The following is a 20,395-nucleotide window of genomic DNA, read 5'->3' as shown; positions in this document are numbered from 1 at the left end:
AATTAACCAACAACAGAATAGTTGAAGCGGAGGTGAAATGATGAAATTATTAATTTTCGCCGCGCTTGCTATGGTTGTCGGGATTATTATCGGCTATGCAGTTCGGAAGGCTTCATATGAAAAACAGATTAAAGAAGCCCACCAGAACGCCGATGGAATTATTGCGGACGCCAAGAAAAAGGCGGCTACGGCGAAAAAGGAAGCCATCCTGGAGGCGAAGGAAGATAGTCACCGCTATCGCGAGAGCGTTGAGGAAGAACTCAAGCAGCGGCGCAACGAGATCCAGCGCCAGGAGGATCGGCTTTTGCAGCGTGAGACATCGCTTGATCGCAAGGATGATGCCCTTGAGAAACGGGAGAATACGGTTGGTGCGCGTGAGCAAAAGCTTGACCAGCAAACAGAACAACTTCATCAATCACAGAAAAAGGCAACGGCATTAGTAGAGCAGCGGCAACAGGAATTAGAGAAGGTTGCCGAAATGACGCACGATGATGCCAAAGAGCAATTATTGCGTGAAATGAAAGATCGGTTGAAGACCGAACGTGAAGTAATGATTCGAGATAGCGAACAGGAGGCCGAGCTGACGGCTGACCGGAACGCTAAGAAGCTGATTGTTGAGGCTATTCAGCGCAGTGCCGCCGACGTGGTTTCGGAGGCGACCGTCTCGGTGGTCAACCTGCCAAACGATGACATGAAGGGCCGGATCATTGGTCGTGAAGGGCGGAACATCCGGACCCTGGAGACCCTGACCGGGATTGACCTGATTATTGATGATACTCCGGAAGCAGTGGTGCTCAGCGGCTTTGACCCCGTCCGGCGGGAGATTGCAAAGATTGCTTTGGAGAAGCTGATTCAAGACGGCCGGATTCACCCAGCCCGGATTGAAGAGGCAGTGGAGAAGGCCCGCAAGGAAATGGATGCCCAGCTCCGGGAGACCGGTGAGCAGGCGCTGTTTGACCTGGGAATCCACTCCATGCATCCAGACCTGATCAAGACGGTCGGCCGGATGAAGTACCGGACCAGTTATGGGCAGAATGTTCTTAACCACTCGATTGAGGTGGCCAAGCTGGCTGGCATCATGGCCGCCGAACTCGGCGAGGATGTGACCATGGCCAAGCGTGCCGGCCTCCTTCACGATATTGGGAAGGCGGTTGACCATGAAGTTGACGGCTCCCACGTCGAGCTGGGGGTTGAACTGGCCCGCAAGTACAAGGAAAATAAGGTTGTCATCAATACGATCGCTTCGCACCACGGGGATGTTGCCCCAACCTCGATCATTGCAGTGTTGGTTCAGGCCGCGGATGCCATTTCCGGTGCACGGCCGGGTGCCCGGAGCGAGTCGCTTGAGCAGTACATCCAGCGTTTGAAGAAACTGGAGAGCATAGCAAATAATTACGATGGTGTTGACCATAGTTACGCAATTCAAGCTGGTCGTGAACTGCGGGTAATCGTCAAGCCGAAGAAGATTTCGGACCTGCAAGCTACCACCTTGGCCCATGATATCAAGCAGCAGATTGAACAGCAGCTTGAGTACCCTGGCCACATCAAGGTAACAGTTATTCGAGAAGTACGCGCAGTGGACTACGCTAAGTAAGAGAATTGGGGAGTGTCCCCAGTTCTTTTTTGTTTGCGTTGTTTTCCTTGCACCGAATGAGGGCAGAAAATATAATTGAACTATGTGTCAAACGCGCAAAAATAAAGAGCTGCCGTATTATTTGATTAGTGAATTTTTAATGAGGTGAATCTATTGGCAAAAAAACTGACACCGATGATGGAACAATATCAAAAGGTGAAGGACCAGTATCCGGATGCCTTCCTGTTCTATCGTTTAGGTGACTTCTATGAACTCTTCAACGATGATGCGGTTAAGGGTGCCCAGTTGTTGGAACTGACGCTGACGACGCGGAATCACAGTGCCAAGAACCCGATTCCCATGTGTGGTGTCCCGCACCGGGCAGTAAAGAACTATGTCGACATCCTGATCGACAAGGGCTACAAGGTTGCTATCTGTGAGCAGATGGAGGACCCCAAGAAGGCTAAGGGAATGGTCAAGCGGGCGGTGACCCGCCTGATTACGCCGGGGACCCAGATGGATCTGACCGGGGATGCGGCGCGGCAGAATAACTACCTGACGGCGATCAGTGCCAAAGATGGCCAATTTAACCTGGCCTACACCGACCTGTCGACCGGGGAGCTGAAGACCACTACCCTCGACAGCGTCAACGCGATTATCAACGAGTTGGTCAACCTGCAGAGCAAGGAGACCGTGGTCGACGGGCAGCTGCCGGAAGAGCTGACTGACCAGCTTGCCAAATGCAACATCCTCCAGTCCCACCAGCCGGAGATTTTGAAGAACGCTGAGGTGAGCTACCTGACCCAGGACCTGGAATCACCGGACCAGCAGCACGTGGTAGCGTTACTGGTATCCTACCTGCTGACCACCCAGAAACGGTCACTGGCGCACATGCAACGGGCGGTGGCTTACCGGCCGAGCGCCTTCATGAAGATCGATCACTACTCCAAGACCAATCTGGAATTAATGACTAATATGCGCAGCGGCAAGCGGCAGGGAACCCTTTCCTGGTTGCTGGACGAAACCAAGACGGCCATGGGGAGTCGGCTATTGAAGCGCTGGCTGGACCGGCCATTAATCGATAAGGACCGGATCAATGAGCGGCAGGACAAGGTCCAGGAGTTGTTAGACCACTATTTCGAACGCAGCAACCTGCAGCAAGAATTGATCAAGGTGTACGACCTGGAGCGGCTGGCTGGCCGGGTGGCGTACGGGAGCGTTAACGGGCGGGACCTGATCCAGCTCAAGACTTCTCTCCAGCAGGTGCCAAAGATCAAGTATGTCCTGGAAACGTTGGATTCACCGGTCTTTGAGTCACTGACGAAGCGGCTGGACCCGCTGAATGACGTTGCCGAACTGATTGACCGGGCCATCGTGGCTGATCCGCCGATCTCCGTCACGGATGGCGGCCTGATCAAGACGGGCTATAACAAGCGGCTCGACGAGTATCGGGACGCTATGAATAACGGGAAGCGCTGGATTGCTGATCTCCAGGCCCAGGAGCGCGAGGTCACCGGGATCAACAACCTGAAGATTGGCTATAACCATGTCTTCGGTTATTATATCGAGGTTACCAAGGTCAACCTTTCCAAGATTCCTAAAGACCGTTACGAGCGCAAGCAGACCCTGGTGAATGCGGAGCGCTTCTCTACTCCAGAATTGAAGGAGAAAGAAGCCCTGATCATGGGGGCCCAGGAGAAGTCGACGGCCTTAGAGTACGACCTCTTTGTTGATATCCGGGAACGGGTCAAGAAGGAGATCAAACGGCTGCAAAAGCTGGCCCAGGCCCTTTCTGAGCTGGATGTCCTGCAGAGCTTCGCCGTGGTCAGCGAAGACTACCACTTCGTCCGGCCGAAGATGAACACTGGCCACACCCTGAAGATCAAGGATGGCCGCCACCCGGTTGTGGAGAAGTTTATGGGGCACCAGGAATACGTCCCAAACGATGTCATGATGGACGACCAGACCGACATCTTGCTGATCACTGGTCCCAACATGTCCGGGAAGAGTACCTACATGCGCCAGCTGGCCCTGACGGCGGTGATGGCCCAGATGGGGTGCTTTGTTCCGGCCAAGTCGGCAGAGCTGCCGATCTTTGACCAGATCTTCACCCGGATCGGGGCGGCCGACGACCTGATTTCCGGGGAGAGTACCTTCATGGTTGAGATGATGGAGGCTAACAACGCCCTGGTTCATGCCACGGACCGCAGCCTGATCCTCTTCGATGAGATTGGGCGGGGGACCGCTACCTATGACGGGATGGCCCTGGCCCAGGCGATCATTGAATACGTTCACCAGCATGTCCGGGCGAAGACTCTCTTCTCCACCCACTACCACGAACTGACCGCGCTGGAGGATGCCTTGCCGCGGCTGAAGAATGTTCATGTGGGGGCGACGGAGAAGAATGGCGAACTGGTCTTTTTGCATAAGGTCAGTGCCGGTCCGGCTGACAAGTCTTACGGGATCCACGTGGCCAAGCTGGCGGGAATGCCTGACCAGCTATTGAAACGGGCCGATCAGATCCTCCAGAAGCTGGAGAATAAAGAGAATGCGTTGCCGACGCCGGCCGCTGAGAACGCGGCAAGCTATGGAGCTGATTCTTCATCAGCGGACCGGGTACAGGAGAGCACAGCGCCGGCCAGTGCAGAAGCGGCTCCGGTCAGTGCGGCGCCAACCAGGCCAGCGCCGGCCCCGGCAGTGGATGCCAACGGGCAGATGGAGCTGTTTGCCCCAGCCCCAAAGAAGACCCGGTCAAACAAAGGGGATAAGATTCTTCACCAGCTCAAAGAACTCAACCTGATGGGGATGACCCCGATGGAAGTAATGAACCAGATTTACCAATGGCAGGAAAAACTGAAGTGAGGTGCGTATCTTGGGAAAGATTCACGAACTAGACACGGTCCTAGCCAACCAGATTGCGGCGGGGGAAGTAATTGAACGCCCTGCTTCGATCGTCAAAGAATTGGTTGAAAACTCGCTGGATGCCCATAGCCAGCGGGTTGACATCATCGTTGAAAACGCGGGTCTCGATAGTATCCGGGTGATCGATGATGGCGATGGGATTACCAGCGATGATGTCCAGCTGGCCTTTCGCCGTCACGCCACCAGTAAGATTGCCAGTCGGAAGGACCTGTTTAGGGTACAGACGATGGGCTTTCGTGGTGAGGCCCTGCCCAGTATCGCCTCCGTTGCCGATGTCGAGCTGGTGACTGCCCAGGCCGGCCAGGATGCGGGCACGCAGATTCATCTTCGCGGCGGTAAGACTGTCGAAAAGAAGCCCGCACCGGCACGCCAGGGAACTGATGTCCGGGTCACGGATCTCTTCTTCAACACGCCGGCGCGGCTGAAATATCTCAAGTCGCCGCAGACGGAGCTTACCCGGATCACCGACATCATCAACCGCCTGGCCCTGGCCAACCCAGCCGTGGCCTTCAGCTTTACCCATAACGGTAAGGAGATCTTCCGGTCAGCCGGCAACGACAACCTCCAGCAGGTGATTGCGGCGATCTATGGGATCAAGGCCGGCCGCAAGATGCTACCGATCGCAGGTGAGGACGATGACTTCAAGGTAACCGGCTTCGTGTCCCTGCCCGAACTGACCCGGGCCTCGCGGCAGTACATCACGCTGACGATTAACCACCGTTACATTCGCAACTTCGAGCTGACCAAGGCCATTATTCAGGGCTACGAGTCCAAGCTGATGGTTGGCCGGTACCCGATTGCGGTGGTCAACATTGACCTGGATCCGGTCCTGGTGGATGTCAACGTTCATCCGGCCAAACGGGAGGTCCGGCTGAGCAAGGAACCCCAGCTGACCAAGCTGATTGCCAAGACGATTCGGGAGCGGATCGCCAGTGAAAACCTAATTCCCGACGTCAGCCCAGACCAATTTGGGCCGAGCGCTGAAGACGTTGCCAAACTTGACGAGCGGCTGAACGAGGCGTCTGGCCACTACCAGGTCGGTGGCGGGAGTGCACCAAATTCCACTGAGGCGGCCCCCGAAGAGGAGCAGCCAGCCAGCCGTCCCGTTGATGGTCCCGCTGATGCCGATGCTGACGACAGTCAGGTGGCAGAGCCGGTCGTTATCCACCATGCCGCCGAATTAACCGGTCCGGCCATGCGGGCATTTGACGAGCATTACCAAGCAGAAGGGGATACCCAGCCCTTTGGTCATCCGTTAGACACGCCAGCGCCGGCGTATCCGGTGCACTCGGCACAGAACCTGGAGCTGGACGTTCATGACAAGAGCGACAAGGCTAAGAAACGGTTCCCAGACCTCCAGTACATTGGCCAGCTACAGGGAACCTTCCTCCTGGCCCAGGCCGGGGATGGCCTCTACATTGTTGACCAGCACGCTGCTCAGGAGCGGATTAATTATGAACGCTACCGCAAGGAGATCGGCCAGGTCAGCTCTGCTCAGCAGGCCTTCCTGGTTCCGCTAGTGCTTAACTATTCCACCGTTGATGCAATGACCATTAATCAGCACCTCGACACGCTGGCGGGGGTGGGCCTGAACCTGGAATCGTTCGGCCAGAATAGTTTCATCCTGCGTTCCCACCCGACGTGGTTTAAGGAAGGGCAGGAAGAGGATACCGCCCGGGAGATGATCGAGTGGCTGATCAAGGATGGCAAGATCACCGTGCGCGACTTTCGCATGAAGACGGCTATTATGATGAGCTGTAAGCGGGCCATCAAGGCTAATCACCACCTCGACGATCGGGAGGCCAAGGCCCTCCTGCGCCGCTTGCCCCAGTGCGAGAACCCCTTCAACTGTCCCCACGGGCGGCCGGTGACGGTCCACTTCAACGACCAGGATCTGGAGAAGATGTTCAAGCGGATTCAGGACAGCCATACGCCGTTTGCTGACGAGTTTGATGATCATGAGTTTTAGTGAAAAGTAGGTTGAATCAATGTATGAATATTTGACGGGGCTGGTTACGAGTGTGACCCCCCAGTATGTTGTGCTGGAAGTCGGCGGGATCGGCTACCAGCTGTTTGTGGCCAACCCGTACCGCTTCCAGGAGGATTCTGAAAAACAGGTGCGGATCTACGTTTACCAGGCCGTTCGCGACGACAACATCTCGCTTTTCGGCTTTGTTGACCGGGCCGAAAAGCAGCTCTTCTTGCAGTTGATCAATGTTTCTGGGATCGGGCCCAAGAGTGCCTTGGCGATCTTGGCCAACCCTGACCACCAGGGCCTGATTGACGCGATTGCCAATGACAACGTGGGCTATTTGACGAAGTTCCCTGGAATCGGCAAGAAAACGGCTTCCCAAATTGTCCTGGACTTAAAGGATAAGGTGGCCGATATGAGCAGCGCGCCGCTTCTATCACCGGCAGCTGCTCCAGACGAGGAAACACCAGCATTGCGGGATGCCCTGGCTGCCCTGTCAGCTCTGGGCTACAAGGAGCGGGAGATTAAACGGATCAAGAAGCAATTGCTAAAGACCGATGCCGCTACAACCCAGGAGTACCTGAGCCAGGCATTGGCGATGATTAATTGATGAGGAGGCGATTAGATGGCTGAGGATCATGGATTAATGTCCGATCACTCTCAAGACGACGCAGAGGAGCAGATTGAACTGACGCTCCGTCCCCAACGCCTGCAAGACTACATTGGCCAGGAAAAGATCAAGCATGAGCTGAGCGTCTACATTCAAGCCGCCCAGGCACGTGAGGAAGCCCTGGACCATGTTCTGCTGTACGGACCGCCGGGACTGGGGAAAACCACCCTGGCGATGGTGATTGCCCATGAGATGGGGGTTAACATCAAGACCACCAGCGGGCCGGCAATCGAAAAGCCGGGGGACCTGGTGGCCATGCTTAACGAGCTGAAGCCGGGGGATGTTCTTTTTATCGATGAAATCCACCGGCTCCCCAAGGTCGTAGAGGAAATGCTCTACTCGGCGATGGAAGACTACTACATCGATATCGTGGTTGGCGAGGGTCCGACTGCGCACCCAGTCCACTTCCCGCTGCCGCCCTTTACCCTGATCGGGGCCACGACCCGGGCCGGGATGTTGTCCGCTCCGTTGCGGGACCGCTTCGGAATTGTTGAACACATGAACTACTACAACCAAGACGAGCTCAAGCAGATCATCTTCCGCTCGGCCAAGATCTTCAATACCAAGATTGAGGATGAGGGGGCCCATGAACTGGCGATGCGGTCCCGGGGGACGCCGCGAATTGCCAACCGGCTGCTCAAGCGGGTGCGGGACTTTGCCCAGGTTGCCGGGAAGCCCAGCATTGACTCGGCTACTGTCAGCAAGGCCCTTGACCTCCTCCAGGTGGACCAGCGGGGGCTTGACGGAATTGACCGCAAGATGCTGCTGACGATGATCAATTACTATCATGGCGGTCCGGTCGGCCTGAAGACAATTGCTGCCAACATTGGTGAGGAGACCAACACGATTGAGGAGATGTACGAACCGTACCTCCTGCAGATCGGATTTATCAGCCGGACCCCCCGCGGCCGGGTGGTTACCCCGGCTGCCTACCAACACCTGGGGATCAGTTACCCAACGGAAAAATGAAGGAAGAATCGATGAGTAAGAAGTTAACATTTCAGATTAGCCATCGCTATCAGTCAATGCGGACCGGAACGGTAAAGGTGAACGGTCGTCAGCTGGCGACCCCGGCCATTGTGCAGACGGGGAGTGCCCTGACCACTTTGACACCAGCAGAACTGAAGGCTTGCGGTGTGCAGGCCATCAAACAGGACGCTCTGGATTACTGGCGCTCGGCCGCTGATTACGGGGACCTGCATGCTCTGCTGGGGTGGCCTGGCGTCTTGGTAACCGCCGCGGGGTCAGAGCAGGCCTACCGCTGGGCCAAACCACGGGGCCGCAAGCAGGACGGGGTCAGTTTTCACGACCCTGATAACGGCCAGTTGCGGTTCTACACTCCGCAGGATGCCCTTGCGGAGCAAAAACGCTTAGGGGCTGACATCAGCCAGGGCTTTGCCCGCGATGCCGGCTACTTTGCCCCAGTCGACGATCTTAACGCCGCGGCTGAACAAAATGCCCGTTGGCTAGCGGGACAGCCGGCCCTTGCTGGGAACCTGGCCCCAATTGTTGGGGGCGGCCTGTTGCGGGTGCGGCGGGCCAGTTTGAACGCCATTCCCGCGGCCGTTGCCGGTTATAGCATTATGGGAGTCGCTTCGAATGTACCAGTTAAAGAACAGAGCCGGCTGGTCACAGAGGTAGTTGGTATGCTGGATGAGACCAAGTTGCGCTACCTGCCAACCGCTGGGGATCTCCACCAGCTGGCTGCGATGCTCTTGGCCGGGGTTGACCTGCTCGACAGCGACCTGGCCGGCCGGGAAGCCGCCATGGGGAACGCCCTGGTCGGAGCAGAACGTCTGCACTTGGATCGGGAACGGCTTGCCAGCGACCAGCGGCCACTGGCAGACCACTGTAAATGTCCGGCCTGCCGCACCGGGGTTTCCCGCGCGACTGTTCACCATCTGCTGGTAACAGAGCAACCGGTGGGGGAACGTTACCTGCTTATGCATAACCTGTTCACCATCAACCAATTGGTCGCCCGGATCCGGGATATGATCGCAGAGGGACAGGTACCGGCAGAACTGCGTAAATTTGCCGCTCCTTGCGACCAGTAGTGGCTTTTTATAATAAAGTTTGTTACAGTTATTGATGAGTATTTTTGAAGGGATGGATATTACTGTGAATAGTTTAACTTTTGGAATTTTAGGCGCTGCCAATTCTGGCGCAAGCAGTTACTCTGGAATCATCCTGATTCTGTTGATGATTGCTTTGATGTACTTCTTCATGATCCGGCCGCAACAAAAGCAACGGAAGCAGCACCAGGACATGATGAGCAACCTGCACCCTGGTGACGAGGTTGTTACCATTGGTCGTCTCCACGGTAAGATTGACTCAATCAACCAGGCCGACCGGACGGTAACCCTGGACTGTGAAGGCATCTACCTGACCTTTGATATGGTTGCCATTGCCCGGGTCGTTAAGACCAAGAGCAACGACAACGCGGCCGCAGCTCAACCGGCAGCATCTGATGCCCCAGCTTCTTCTGCCGAGAGTACCCAGCCAGCTGAAAGCGCTGAACCTGCCGACGATGACAAGACGGCTGATTCAGCTGCCAGTCAGGCTGACGATCAGGAAAAGTAATTGACTAATTCCCCAAAAAGTGGGAAACTTTTAACGGACGTCTGATTGAATGCACTTACCAGACATTTAACCGGACACGACGTTTACGCGTCCTTATCCCTTGCTGAGGGCTGCATTTCCTTAGTGAGACCGTAAATACAGGAGGGAAAATCTAATGCAAATCGGATTGATTGGTTTAGGTAAGATGGGTATCCACCTTTGCCAAAACATGTTGCGCAACGACAACCAAGTAGTTGCCTTTGACCTTGATAAGAAGTTAGTTGACGAAGCTGCTTCTTACGGTGCCGAACCTGCCTACACCCTGGAAGAAATGGTTAAGAAGCTTAACCAGCCACGGACTGTTTGGGTAATGGTTCCAGCCGGCAAGCCAACTGACTCCACGATGGACCAGTTAGCTAACCTGCTTGACGCTGATGACACGGTTATCGACGGTGGGAACACTTTCTGGAAGGACTCCATGCGTCACAACCGCATGTTCACCGAAAAGGGTATTCACTACTTCGACTGCGGTTCTTCAGGCGGTTGGAAGGGTGCCCTCAAGGATGGTAACTTCATGATCGGTGGGGACGAAGAAGACATCTTCAACGAACGTCTTGCTCCACTGTTCGATGGAATTGCTGAAAAGGACGGCTACCTTTACACTGGTAAGGCTGGTTCCGGTCACTACCTCAAGATGGTTCACAACGCTATCGAATACGGTATGATGGAAGCCATGGGTGAAGGTTTCGAAGTTCTTGAAGCTTCTGACTTTGACTACGACAACGCCGCTGTTGCCAAGATGTGGAACCACGGTTCTGTTATCCGTTCATGGCTGATGGAATTGGCTCAAGAAGCCTTTGAAAAAGACCCACACCTGGACAAGATCGCTGGTCGGATGCACAGTTCTGGTGAAGCTCACTGGACCCTGATGGACGCAATGGACAAGCAAGTACCAACGCCAGTTATCTACGAAGCATTAAGTCAACGGTTCCGTTCAATGCAAGACGACTCCTTCGATGGAAAGGTCGTTTCAGCACTGCGGAACGGTTTCGGTGGCCACGCAATGGACGCTGCTAAGAAGAACTAATCAGACGATTAGTTTGATCAAAATACCTCCTGCAATTCGGCAGGGGGTATTTTGTTTTAAAAATTGGCCCGTCTGGCGATTACTGGTATACTTAATTGTTAGAAGAAATTTTGGATAAGAGGGTAAATAATTATGGCTGATCAATTAGCAGCAATTTTCGCACAAATCAAGAAGTACAACAAAATCATTATCCATCGGCATCAGCGTCCTGATCCGGACGCCATCGGTTCCCAGGTGGGCTTGGCTGAAATCCTGAAGGCCTCCTTTCCCTACAAGCAGATCTACGTGGTCGGCAAGCACATCCCCGGCTTTGACTGGATCGGCACGATGGACGAGATCGATAACGACATCTTCGACGATGCCCTGGTGATTGTTACCGACACTGCAAATGCTCCCCGGATTGATGACCGGCGCTTCAACAATGGGGACGAACTGATCAAGATTGACCACCACCCGAACGACGAGCCGTTTGGCGACCTGATGTGGGTTGAACCGGATGCCTCCAGCTGTTCGGAGATGATCTACGCCTTCTACCAGCACTTTGCCAAGGAACTGAAGCTGCCCAAGAAGGCGGCCAGTGCCCTCTATGCCGGCATTATCGGTGATACCGGACGCTTCCTTTACCCCGCCACGACGCCGCGGACGATGCTGGTTGCCGGTGCCCTGATGGCGGCCGGTGCCGATGCCGCGGCCATCAGCCGGCGGGAGAATGAAATCACCCTGCCACTGGCCCGGCTGTCCGCATACGTTTATGAACACTTGACCATCCTGGATCATGGGGCTGCCTATGTGGTCTTAACCAATGAACTGTTAGACAAGTTTGGCCTGACCGAGGCCGGGACCTCTGCCGTGGTTTCGCTGCCGGGGCGGATCAAGGATGTCAGTGCCTGGGCAATTTTTGTCGAGCAGGCAGACGGCCACTACCGGATCCGGCTGCGTTCTAAGGGCCCTGCTATCAATGGCCTCGCCAAGCAGCATGATGGCGGGGGCCACGAGCTCGCCAGCGGTGCCAAGGCCAAGGATCAAGAAGAGATCAAGCAGGTGATCAGTGAGCTTGACCAGCTGACAACGGATTACGCAACGAAATAACCGAAAGGAACTGACTAATGACTGAAAATAAGTTTAAGAATTTTAAGCTGCCGCCGTACCTGATCAAGGCGGTTCAAGCGATTAACTTCTACCAGCCGACTGCCATCCAGGAGCGGGTAATCCCCGACGTCCTGAAGGGGCAGAGCGTGGTCGGCCAATCGGCAACCGGGAGTGGGAAAACCCACGCCTTTCTTTTGCCGCTCTTTGCCCGGATTGACCCTGAAGTCCAGGCGGTCCAGGCGGTGATTACCACCCCCAGCCGGGAACTGGCCTACCAGATCTACGCGGCGGCCAAGCAGCTGAACAAGTTCGCCCCGCAACCGCTGACCATTCATAATTACGTCGGGGGGACCGACAAGCAGCACCAGCTCGACCAACTAGCGCGAAAACAGCCACAATTGGTAATCGGGACGCCCGGTCGGGTGCTGGACCTGATCAAGAGCCAGGCACTCGATATCCACACGGCAACGATGTTCGTGGTCGATGAAGCGGACATGACCCTGGACATGGGCTTCTTGGAGCAGGTTGACCAGATCGCCAGCAACTTCCCTGAGGACCTGCAGATGATGGTCTTCTCGGCAACCATTCCGAAGAAGTTGCGGCCGTTTTTGAAGAAGTACATGGCTAACCCGCAGGTTGAGGAGATCCCGACCCAGGCGGTCATCAACCCTGATGTCCAGAACTGGCTGATGTCAACCAAGGGCCAGGATAAGAACCAGCTGATCTACCGGCTCCTGACGATGGGAGAACCATACCTGGCCCTCGTCTTTGCCAACACTAAGGAAAGAGTCGAGGAACTGACCCGCTACCTGGAGGGGCAGGGCCTCAAGGTGGCTATGATCCACGGGGGCTTGGAGGCCCGCCGGCGGAAGCGGACCATGCGGCAGGTGCGTAACCTGGATTATCAATACGTGGTGGCCACCGACCTGGCTGCCCGGGGGATTGACATCGACGGGGTTTCTTTGGTGATCAACGATGATATCCCGACCGACCTCGAATACTTCGTTCACCGGGTAGGGCGGACTGGCCGCAACGGGATGAACGGGACGGCCATCACCCTGTACGCACCAGCTGAGGATGACCTGATCGATAAGCTGGAAGAGCGGGGAATCAAATTTATCCCAAAGGAATTCCGGGGCGGCCGCTTGGTAACCACCCACGACCGGAACCGGCGGAAGAAGTACCGGCGTAAGCAGGCGGAGCTGGATCCGTCAATGAAAGGCTTTGTCAAGAAGACCAAGAAGCGGGTCAAGCCGGGCTACAAGAAGCGGATCAAGCGGGCCATCAAGAAAGACGAGCAGCAGAAACGCAAGCTGGAGCTCCGTCACAAGATTCGCAAGGCCAAGCGTCAGCGTCAACGTCAGCACCGTCGGGAACGGAATGCCCGTTGATTTTAGCGGTTAAGTTCGCTATAATATGGCTTGTTTGGGATATGTCCACCAGGGACGATTTTCAGAAACGGTCGGGTTGCTGTGACGGCCGATGAATGTCTGGCGGGTGCTCCCCATTCATAAAATTTGATATTCAACTCGGCGGTTAGTCGAGAAATAAGAGGTAAACGAAATCCATCGTTGCAAACAGAGTGGTACCGCGTCGTCCGGCGTCTCTGATCGCAAGGATGGATTTTGTTTTTGGAAAGGGAGATATCATGAAAAAGTTGAAGAAGCTGAACAGTGCTCAAGTTCGGCGGATGTACCTGAAGTTCTTCGAAGAACACGGGCACAAGATCATGCCAAGTGCATCCCTGGTTCCGGTCAATGACCCAACCCTGCTGTGGATCAACTCCGGAGTTGCTACGATGAAGAAGTACTTTGACGGCAAGGTTGTTCCGGAAAACCCGCGGATGACCTCCTCACAGAAGAGTATTCGGACCAACGATATTGAAAACGTTGGGAAGACTGCCCGGCACCACACCATGTTTGAAATGCTGGGGAACTTCTCCGTTGGTGACTACTTCAAGAACGAGGTTATTCCGTGGGCCTGGGAACTGCTGACCAGCGACAAGTGGTTCGGTTTTGACCCCGAGCGGCTCTACATCACCTACTACCCAAAGGACCACGACGCTTACAATAAGTGGCGTGAAGTCGGGGTTGCTAAGGACCACCTGATCCCGGACGAGGATAACTTCTGGGACATTGGTCAGGGTCCATCCGGTCCTGATACCGAAATCTTCTATGACCGTGGTCAGGAATTCAACAACCTGGCTGACGACGATCCGGAGAACTACCCGGGTGGAGAAAACGAACGCTACCTGGAAATCTGGAACATCGTCTTCAGTCAGTTCAACCACACCCCTGAGGATACTTACGAGCCGCTGCCGCACAAGAACATTGATACCGGAATGGGGCTCGAACGGGTGGTTTCCATCTTTGAAAACGCCCCAACCAACTTTGAAACCGACCTCTTCATGCCGCTGATCAAGCAGACCGAAGAGTTCAGCGGAACAAAGAAGTACGGCGTAAACAAGGAAGACGATATCCAATTCAAGATCATCGCCGACCACATCCGGACAATCACCTTTGCCATCGGTGACGGTGCCTTGCCATCCAACATGGGTCGGGGCTATGTCATCCGGCGTCTGCTCCGGCGGGCCGTGGTTGCCGGCAAGAAGCTGGGCATCGACAAGCCATTCCTGGCTAAGATGGTCCCAACGGTTGGCAAGATCATGCAGGACTACTACCCAGATGTCCTGGAGAATGCCGACTACATTGCTTCCGTCATCAAGTCCGAAGAAGACCGCTTCAGTGCAACCCTGAACGGTGGTTTGAACCTCTTGAACAACGTGATCGCTGAAGCCAAGCAGAACGGTACCAACGAGATCGACGGGAAGACGGCCTTCAAGCTCTATGATACTTACGGCTTCCCAATTGAACTGACGAAGGAATACGCTAGTGACGAGGGCCTGACGGTTGACCAGAAGGGCTTTGAAGCAGCTATGACTGAACAACAGAACCGGGCCCGGAACGCCCGTGACATGGACAACGGAATGGGTGTTCAAACTGACCTGTGGACGGACTTCAAGGAAGACAGCAAGTACGTTGGCTACACTGATCTGACGGTGGACAATGCCAAGGTCATTGGGCTGGCCCATGATGGCAAGCAGGCAGACTCTGCCGACGCTGACGACAAGGACATCGAGGTTATCTTTGACGTCACCCCATTCTATGCTGAAATGGGTGGCCAGGTTGCCGATACTGGAGACATCATCGACAACTACGGTAAGAAGGTCGGCCGGGTTGTCGACGTTCAGCACGCACCAAACCAGCAGAACTTGCACCGGGTTGAACTGACGGCCCCACTGAAGAAGGGTGCCCGTTACAAGTTGGTTGTGGATCGGCTGCGTCACCTGAAGATCGAGAAGAACCACACCGCCACGCACCTGCTTGACCAAGCCTTGCGGAACGTTCTGGGTGGCCACACGCAGCAGGCTGGTTCCCTGGTTGAGGAACACTACCTGCGCTTTGACTTCAACCACTTTGGGCAGGTTACGGCCAAGGACCTGCAGGCGGTTGAACAGATGGTCAACGAGCAGATCTGGAAGGAAATTCCGGTTAAGACCGTTGAGACCGACATTGATTCCGCCAAGGAGATGGGTGCCATTGCCCTCTTCTCCGACAAGTACGGTGACAAGGTCCGGGTCGTTAAGATTGGTGACTACAACACTGAATTCTGTGGTGGTGACCACGTCAAGAACACCAACGAACTGGGGCTCTTCAAGATCATTTCCGAAGGTGGGGTTGGTGCCGGTGTTCGGCGGATCGAAGCCGTTACCTCCAGCGACGCCTTCAAGTTCCTCCAAGACCGCGATAACCTGCTGGAACAGACGGCGGCAGAATTGAAGACTGCCCAGATCAAGGAGGTTCCTCACCAGGTTGCTGCTCTGCAGGCTGAACTGAAGGAAGCCCAGAAGAAGAGTGCCGCTCTGGAAGCCAAGATCGCTGCTCAACAGGCTAACAACGTCTTTGAAAACGTTCAGGACACCAAGCGGGGGAGCCTGATCGCCGCTGAGGTCAAGGTTGCCGGGATGGGCCAACTGCGTCAGCTGGCCGACAGCTGGCGGGCTAAGAAGCTCTCCGACGTATTGGTTCTTGGAACGGCCAACGGTGACAAGGCCAACTTGTTGGTTGCCGTAAGTGACGACAAGGTCAAGGCCGGCTTAAAGGCTGGCGACCTGATCAAGTCCATTGCCAAGGCCATCAACGGTGGCGGCGGTGGTCGGCCAAACCTGGCCCAGGCCGGTGGGAAGAACCCAGCCGGGATTCAGGATGCGCTGAAACTCGCTAAGGAATACATGAATAAGTAACCGTAATAGGGGTAACCGGGGGAACCTGGTTATCCTTTTTTCGTCCCCGAAAACGTCACAATTGTGATTTAGCAATATTTATAGTAAAATATATAGCTAAGAGACTAGCCGGAGGTGACGATTTATGACTACCAATAATGATGAAACAATGTTCTATGACTTTGGTCAGGAACGACAGAAGAATATCAAGGATACCCTCAAGACGGTATATGAATCCTTAGAGGAGAAGGGCTACAACCCGATCAACCAGATTGTGGGCTACCTTCTGTCTGGTGATCCGGCATACATTCCCCGTTTAAATGATGCCCGGAATTTGATCCGCCAGCACGAGCGTGACGAGATCATTGAGGAATTAGTTGTGTCGTATCTGAAGAATAACGGTGAAACCAAATGAGACTAATGGGTCTGGATGTCGGTTCAAAGACGGTTGGGATCGCGGTCAGTGACCCCCTGGGATGGACAGCGCAGGCGGTTGAGATTATTCCCATCGACGAAGACAATGAAGTCTTTGGGATTGACCGCGTCGCTGAGCTGGTCCAAAAAGAACAGGTTGCCGGCTTCGTGGTCGGCCTGCCAAAGAACATGAACAATACCGAGGGGCCGCGGGTTGATGCTTCTAAGCACTATGGCGAACTCCTTTTGCAACGTTTTCCTGATATTCCCGTTGATTTCCAAGACGAACGACTAACCACCGTTGAGGCTCACCGGATGTTGGTCGAAGAAGCCGACATTTCCCGGGCCAAACAAAAAAAGGTGATCGATGAAGTTGCTGCAACCTTTATCTTGCAGAGCTACTTGGATCGTCACGGCCGCTTAGTCCAGAAATTAAAATAAGGATGAATTCATATGAGCAAACAACAATCTAATAACGATGAAAACTTAATCACCCTGATCGACGAGGACGGTAACGAACAGCTTTTCAAGGAGCTGTTCACCTTTGACTCTGATGATTATGGCAAGTCCTACATCTTTATCTACCCTGCCGAGCAGGAGAATGATGATTCGGTTGATATCCAGGCTTACATCGTTGCAGATAACGAAGACGGCGATGGCCAGGACTTAGTACCAATTGAGGATGACAAGGAATGGGACATGGTTGAACAGGTCCTTAACACCTTCCTCGATGATGACGGGAACTTCAATGCTTAAAATATAGTGAGTAATCGGGAAGTGACAGCTATAGTGCTGTCGCTTCCCTTTTCTATCGATAGGGTAATAACATGATTCTGACAACATTAATTATTTTGATCCTGATCGGCTGCTTCATCAACGGCCACCGCCGCGGCCTGTTGATGATGGCCCTGTATACGGGAACCTACCTGGTCAGCTGGCTGGTTGCCAAGTGGGGGGCGCGGGCGATTGGCGGCGGCCTTAGCAGTTTGCTGCCCGATGTCAGCCAGAGTGCGGCATACTCCACCATGATTCTGAGAGCGGTCAACAATAACACTTTTTTCTATAACGGGATTGCTTTCCTGGCGATTTTCACCCTGGTTTCGGCCCTTTGTCACTGGGGGATCGGCAAGTTGCGCTGGATCAAGCGGCTGCCGATTATCGGTACCTTTGACCGGCTCGCCGGGGGAATATTATCTTTGGTAATCGGCTACGTGATAATCTACGTGGCCCTGGTGATCTTGCAGCTATGGCCAGCTGGCTGGTGGCAGCTGCAGCTTGCCAATTCGGGGCTGGCTCAGTTCATGATCAATCAAACACCGGCCCTGGCCCAATTAATGATCAATACGCTTATTAAATAAAGGAAGAGTGAGAATGAACCACAAAATTACGGAAACACTAGAATTTGCACGCATCAAGGGGATGCTGGCCCACTACCTGGTTTCGGCAGCTGGTCATCATGAGCTAGAACGGATGGTGCCGCAGGGCGACTATGACCGGGTACAGCAATACCTGACGGAGACCACTGATGGTGCCGATATCCTGCGGCTTGAAGGCGGCATTCCGATTCCCAAACTGGCCGATATTCAGCCCCAGATGAAGCGGCTCAAGATCGGCGCCAACCTGAACGGCACAGAGCTGGCCCAGGTGACCAAGGTCCTGCAGACCAGTATGAGTGTGAAGAACTTTTTCGACGAGCTGCGGGAAAAGAAGATCAAGTTACGGGTCTTGGACCAACTGGTCGACCGGCTGGTCACGATCCCTTCAATTACCCAGCGACTGGTCCGTTCGGTGGACCCGGATGGCCGACTGAATGATGAAGCCTCCAGCAAGCTGCACGGCATTCGCCAGCTGATTGTGAAGACGGAAGGCGAGATCCACCAGCAGATGGAACGTTACACGCGGGGAAAGGGTGCCAAGTACCTGAGTGAACCGGTGGTAACTATCAGAAATGACCGCTACGTTGTGCCGGTCCTGGCCCGTTACCGGAATAAACTGGGCGGAGTGGTCCACGACCAGAGTGCCAGTGGGCAGACCCTCTACATTGAACCAGCTGGGGTGGTTGAGTACAACAACCGCCTGCGCCAGGCTCAGATTGAGGAACGCCAGGAAATGTTACGGATCTTGGCCGAGCTGTCGGCTTTGATTGCCCCATACCGGCATGATATTCAGAATAACGAACGGGTACTGGGGAAACTCGACTTCATCAATGCTAAGGCGGCCCTGGCCCACGATATGAAGGCCAGCCTGCCGTTGCTCAGTCGGGAGAACCACGTCAATCTCCGTCGTGCCCGCCACCCCTTGATTGATCCCAAGAAAGTTGTCCCTAACGACATCAAGATTGGCGAGGATTACCAGGCCATCGTGATCACCGGTCCAAACACCGGTGGGAAGACGATCACCTTAAAGACCCTCGGCTTGATCCAATTGATGGGGCAGTCCGGTTTGTTCATTCCAGCTGAGGAAGGGAGCACGATCGGCGTCTTCGATAACATCTTCGCCGACATCGGGGATGAGCAGTCACTGGAGCAGAACCTCTCGACCTTCTCCGGTCACATGGATAATGTGAAGGCCATTCTGGATCAGATCACCGACCGGAGCCTGGTCCTGCTGGATGAACTTGGTGCCGGGACGGACCCAAAGGAAGGGGCCGCCCTGGCCATGGCCATTTTGGACCAGATCGGCAGCAAGGGGAGCACGGTAGTCATTACGACCCACTACCCAGAGCTGAAGGTCTATGGGTACGACCGGGCCAAGACCATCAACGCCAGCATGGAGTTTGACACCGAAACCCTTCAGCCGACTTACCGCCTTATGTTGGGAATCCCTGGTCGCTCCAACGGGATTGAGATTGCCCAACGACTGGGAATCGATGCGGCCGTAATTGATGAGGCCCGGTCCCTGGTAAGTGATGACAGTCAGGACCTCAACAAGATGATCGGTGACCTGGTGGCGCAGCGGAAGGCCGCCCGGGAGGAGAACGAACGGCTGACCAAGCTGGTAGCGGATAATGAACGGACCCAAAAGGAGCTGGATGAGAAGCTGACCCGGTTTAACGAACAGCGCGACAAGCTCTTCGACCAGGCCCGCTCTAAGGCCAACCACCAGGTATCAATGGCCAAGCGCAAGGCCAATAGCATCATCCATCACCTCCGCCAGCTGGAGATGCAGCAAGGGGCCAACGTTAAGGAGAACCAGCTGATTGACGCCCAGGGGGCCCTGAATGCCCTGCACCAGGAGGACCCGCGGCTTAAGCACAACAGTGTCCTCAAGCGGGCCAAGGCTAAGCACGACCTTCACAAGGGGGATGCCGTGATGGTCAAGTCGTATGGCCAGTATGGTGAGCTGCTGGATAAGCGCGGCAACCACAAGTGGGAAGTCCAGATTGGGATTCTCAAGATGGAGATCGACGAACGCGACCTGGAAAAGGTTGATAAGAAGTCTCTGCCAAAGGAAAAGGCGACGCGGCGGTCCAGCGCGGTTCACACTACCCAGACCCGGCACACCTCAGCCCGGCTTGACCTGCGGGGACACCGCTATGAACAGGCGATGAGCGAGCTCAGCGACTTCATTGACCACGCCCTCCTGAACAATCTGTCCTCAGTTACCATCATTCATGGTAAGGGAACCGGGGCCCTACGGAAGGGAACCCAGCAGTACCTGCAGAGTAATCCGCGGGTCAAGTCCTTCAGTTACGCCGCCCCAAACAACGGTGGCGATGGGGCAACCATTGTTAACCTGTAATTAACCGATAAAAAGTAAGCAGAATTCGTGACAGGGTAATTGGCCTCTGCTAGAATGAAAGTATCAATTTAATAGGAGGAAAAACT

The 20,395-nt window shown here is 54.7% G+C and carries 16 protein-coding genes; all 16 read left to right on the top strand.

Annotated features, from left to right (window positions below; all coding sequences use genetic code 11):
• Positions 1-40: 40 nt before the first annotated feature.
• The 16 genes from rny to QOS10_RS00140 all read left to right on the top strand — a co-directional run bounded on the left by rny (position 41) and on the right by QOS10_RS00140 (position 20,309).
• A complete protein-coding gene (gene rny, locus QOS10_RS00215; protein WP_283592978.1) occupies positions 41-1,594 on the top strand; it encodes a ribonuclease Y in 1,554 nt (517 codons plus the stop codon).
• Positions 1,595-1,747: 153 nt separating this feature from the next.
• A complete protein-coding gene (gene mutS / locus QOS10_RS00210; RefSeq protein WP_283592977.1) occupies positions 1,748-4,435 on the top strand; it encodes a DNA mismatch repair protein MutS in 2,688 nt (895 codons plus the stop codon).
• Positions 4,436-4,445: 10 nt separating this feature from the next.
• Positions 4,446-6,464, top strand: a complete 2,019-nt coding sequence (gene mutL / locus QOS10_RS00205) for a DNA mismatch repair endonuclease MutL (RefSeq protein WP_283592976.1) — start codon at positions 4,446-4,448, stop codon at positions 6,462-6,464.
• 19 nt (positions 6,465-6,483) lie between these two features.
• Positions 6,484-7,077: a Holliday junction branch migration protein RuvA gene (gene ruvA, locus QOS10_RS00200; protein WP_283592975.1), complete on the top strand. Its 594-nt coding sequence runs from the start codon at positions 6,484-6,486 to the stop codon at positions 7,075-7,077.
• Between the two features lie 15 nt (positions 7,078-7,092).
• Positions 7,093-8,106: a Holliday junction branch migration DNA helicase RuvB gene (gene ruvB, locus QOS10_RS00195; RefSeq protein ID WP_283592974.1), complete on the top strand. Its 1,014-nt coding sequence runs from the start codon at positions 7,093-7,095 to the stop codon at positions 8,104-8,106.
• An 11-nt stretch (positions 8,107-8,117) separates the two neighbouring features.
• Complete coding sequence (locus tag QOS10_RS00190) at positions 8,118-9,191, top strand: tRNA-ribosyltransferase family protein (protein ID WP_283592973.1); 1,074 nt, start codon at positions 8,118-8,120, stop codon at positions 9,189-9,191.
• Between the two features lie 64 nt (positions 9,192-9,255).
• Positions 9,256-9,717: a preprotein translocase subunit YajC gene (gene yajC / locus QOS10_RS00185; RefSeq protein WP_283592972.1), complete on the top strand. Its 462-nt coding sequence runs from the start codon at positions 9,256-9,258 to the stop codon at positions 9,715-9,717.
• Positions 9,718-9,871: 154 nt separating this feature from the next.
• Entirely contained in the window at positions 9,872-10,783 is a 912-nt protein-coding gene (gene gnd / locus QOS10_RS00180; protein WP_283592971.1) for a phosphogluconate dehydrogenase (NAD(+)-dependent, decarboxylating), read from the top strand.
• Positions 10,784-10,915: 132 nt separating this feature from the next.
• On the top strand, positions 10,916-11,872 hold the full coding sequence (locus QOS10_RS00175) for a DHH family phosphoesterase (RefSeq protein ID WP_283592970.1): 957 nt from the start codon (positions 10,916-10,918) through the stop codon (positions 11,870-11,872).
• Between the two features lie 17 nt (positions 11,873-11,889).
• Positions 11,890-13,263: a DEAD/DEAH box helicase gene (locus tag QOS10_RS00170; RefSeq protein WP_283592969.1), complete on the top strand. Its 1,374-nt coding sequence runs from the start codon at positions 11,890-11,892 to the stop codon at positions 13,261-13,263.
• Positions 13,264-13,520: 257 nt separating this feature from the next.
• On the top strand, positions 13,521-16,175 hold the full coding sequence (alaS, locus tag QOS10_RS00165) for an alanine--tRNA ligase (RefSeq protein ID WP_283592968.1): 2,655 nt from the start codon (positions 13,521-13,523) through the stop codon (positions 16,173-16,175).
• 124 nt (positions 16,176-16,299) lie between these two features.
• Positions 16,300-16,569: an IreB family regulatory phosphoprotein gene (locus QOS10_RS00160; protein WP_057807046.1), complete on the top strand. Its 270-nt coding sequence runs from the start codon at positions 16,300-16,302 to the stop codon at positions 16,567-16,569.
• The gene (ruvX, locus tag QOS10_RS00155) at positions 16,566-17,009 is read left to right on the top strand and encodes a Holliday junction resolvase RuvX (RefSeq protein WP_283592966.1); all 444 of its coding nucleotides are present in this window, start codon (positions 16,566-16,568) and stop codon (positions 17,007-17,009) included. The genes QOS10_RS00160 and ruvX overlap by 4 nt, the downstream gene beginning before the upstream one ends.
• Before the next feature lie 12 nt (positions 17,010-17,021).
• Entirely contained in the window at positions 17,022-17,324 is a 303-nt protein-coding gene (locus tag QOS10_RS00150; RefSeq protein WP_283592964.1) for a DUF1292 domain-containing protein, read from the top strand.
• Positions 17,325-17,395: 71 nt separating this feature from the next.
• On the top strand, positions 17,396-17,926 hold the full coding sequence (locus QOS10_RS00145; protein WP_283592963.1) for a CvpA family protein: 531 nt from the start codon (positions 17,396-17,398) through the stop codon (positions 17,924-17,926).
• Between the two features lie 13 nt (positions 17,927-17,939).
• A complete protein-coding gene (locus QOS10_RS00140; RefSeq protein ID WP_283592962.1) occupies positions 17,940-20,309 on the top strand; it encodes an endonuclease MutS2 in 2,370 nt (789 codons plus the stop codon).
• Positions 20,310-20,395 lie beyond the last annotated feature (86 nt).

Origin of the sequence: Limosilactobacillus galli (assembly GCF_947381495.1) — a bacterium.
Taxonomy (GTDB): Bacteria; Bacillota; Bacilli; order Lactobacillales; family Lactobacillaceae; genus Limosilactobacillus; species Limosilactobacillus galli.
Note: the sequence above shows the minus strand (reverse complement) of the source record. Positions and strands in the feature narration are given on the sequence as shown.